This window comes from Streptomyces bambusae (assembly GCF_019400985.1).
Classification (GTDB): domain Bacteria; phylum Actinomycetota; class Actinomycetes; order Streptomycetales; family Streptomycetaceae; genus Streptomyces; species Streptomyces bambusae_A.
The window spans coordinates 1-2,173 of sequence record NZ_WTFF01000575.1; the positions used below are offsets into that span (position 1 = coordinate 1).

General features: G+C 75.0%; 1 protein-coding gene. It reads left to right on the forward strand.

From position 1 onward, the window contains the following. The coding region (locus tag GPJ59_RS35695) for an acyltransferase domain-containing protein (protein WP_219672279.1) at nt 1-2,161 on the forward strand (2,161 nt) is incomplete at its 5' end. Nucleotides 2,162-2,173 lie beyond the last annotated feature (12 nt).

Genomic DNA, 2,173 nt, shown 5'->3' on the forward strand with positions numbered 1-2,173 from the left:
CGCGTACGCCGAGCGGGGCGCGGCCGACCCGACGGCCTCGGCCGTCGCCCTCGCCACCGGCCGGGCCGCCTTCGACCACCGTGCCGCGGTGGTCCCGTCGGCCGCCCCCGAGGACACCCTGCGCGCCCTGGCCGCCCTCACCGAGGGCGACACGTCGGCCGGCGTCCTCCAGGGCCACGCGGCCGGCCACGGCAAGCCGGTGTTCGTGTTCCCGGGTCAGGGTTCGCAGTGGGCGGGCATGGCGGTGGAGCTGTACGCGTCCTCGCCGGTGTTCGCGGCGCGGCTGGACGAGTGTGCGGTGGCGCTTGCCCCGTTCACCGATTGGTCGCTGCTGGAGGTGCTGCGGCAGGCGGAGGGTGCGCCCGGTTTCGACCGGGTGGATGTGGTCCAGCCGGTGCTGTGGGCGGTGATGGTGGCGCTGGCCGAGCTGTGGCGTGCTGCCGGTGTGGAGCCGGCTGCGGTGATCGGTCACTCGCAGGGTGAGATCGCGGCCGCGGCGGTGGCGGGCGCGCTGTCGCTGGAGGACGCGGCGAAGGTGTCCGCGCTGCGCAGCAAGGCCATCGTCGCGCTGGCGGGCAAGGGCGGCATGGTGTCCGTCGCGGACACAGCGGAGTCCGTGGCCGAGCGCATCGCCGCCTGGGGCGACCGCCTGGCGGTGGCGTCGGTCAACGGCCCGAACTCCACGGTCGTCTCGGGTGATCCGGAGGCGCTGGACGAGCTGATGGCGGCCTGTGAGGCCGAGGAGGTCCGGGCCCGGCGGATCAATGTGGACTATGCGTCGCACGGTCCGCAGGTGGAGTCGATCCGCGACGAGGTCCTGAGCCTGCTGGCGGGCATCGAGCCGCGCTCTGTCGATGTGCCGTTCTTCTCGACGGTCACCGCCGACTGGGTGGACGGCTGCGAGCTGGATGCCGAGTACTGGTACACCAACCTCCGTCAGACCGTCCGTTTCCAGGAGGCCGTGGAGGGTCTGCTGGAGCGCGGTCACGGTCTGTTCGTCGAGTCCAGCGCCCACCCTGTTCTCACGGTCGGTGTGCAGGAGTCGATCGACGCGGCCGGCTCCACGGCCGTCACGCAGGGGACCCTGCGCCGTGACGAGGGCGGTCCGCAGCGCCTCCTGGCCTCCCTCGCCGAGGCCTGGACGCACGGCGCGCCCGTCGACTGGCGGACCGTATACGCCGACCAGGACGCCTCCGGCGTCGAGCTGCCCACGTACGCCTTCCAGCGCGAGCGCTACTGGCTGGCCGCGACCGGCCCCGGCACAGGCGCCGCCGACGTGGCCGGCGCCGGGCTCCGGGCCGCCGGCCACCCGCTGCTCGGCGCGGCCGTAGGCCTCGCCGAGGGCGACCGGACGGTGCTCACCGGCCGGCTGTCGCTGCGTACGCACCCCTGGCTGGCCGATCACACGGTCGCCGGGGCCCGGGTGCTGCCCGGTGCCGCCTTCGTCGAGCTCGCCGTCCGCGCGGGCGACGAGGCCGGCTGCGACACCCTCGACGAGCTCACCCTCGAAGCACCCCTGATCGTGCCCGACGAGGACCCCGTACAGCTCCAGGTCGTCGTAGGGGCGCCCGACGGCTCGTCCAGGCGGCCCGTGGCCGTGTACGGGCGCCAGGGCGCCGGGCAGGGCCCCTGGACCCGGCACGCGCAGGGCCTGCTCTCGCGCGCCGAAGTCGCCGCCGAGGGCCGCGAGTTGGGTGTCTGGCCGCCCGCCGGGGCGCAGCGGGTGGACCTCGACGGCTTCTATGAGGGGCTCGCCGGGTCGGGGTACGGGTACGGCCCGGCCTTTCAGGGGTTGGCCGAGGTCTGGCTCGCGGGCGACGGTGTCGGGGTGTACGCCGAGGTGGTGCTGCCCGAGGAGCAGCAGGAGGAAGCGGGCCGGTTCGGCCTCCACCCGGCCCTGCTCGACGCCGCGCTGCACGCGCTGGCCGTCAGCGGGCCGGAGGCGGAGGACGGCACGGCCTGGCTGCCGTTCGCGTGGAGCGGGGTGCGCCTGCACGCGGGCGGCGCCTCACGCGTGCGCGTGCACCTGACCCCGGTCGGCCCCGACGAGGTGGCCCTCGACGTCGCCGACGTCACCGGCGCGCCGGTGGCCTCGGTCGCCTCCTTCGCCTCGCGGCTGGTGTCGGCCGAGGAGCTGGCCCTGTCTCTTATTCACAGCTGACGCTGCCGACGA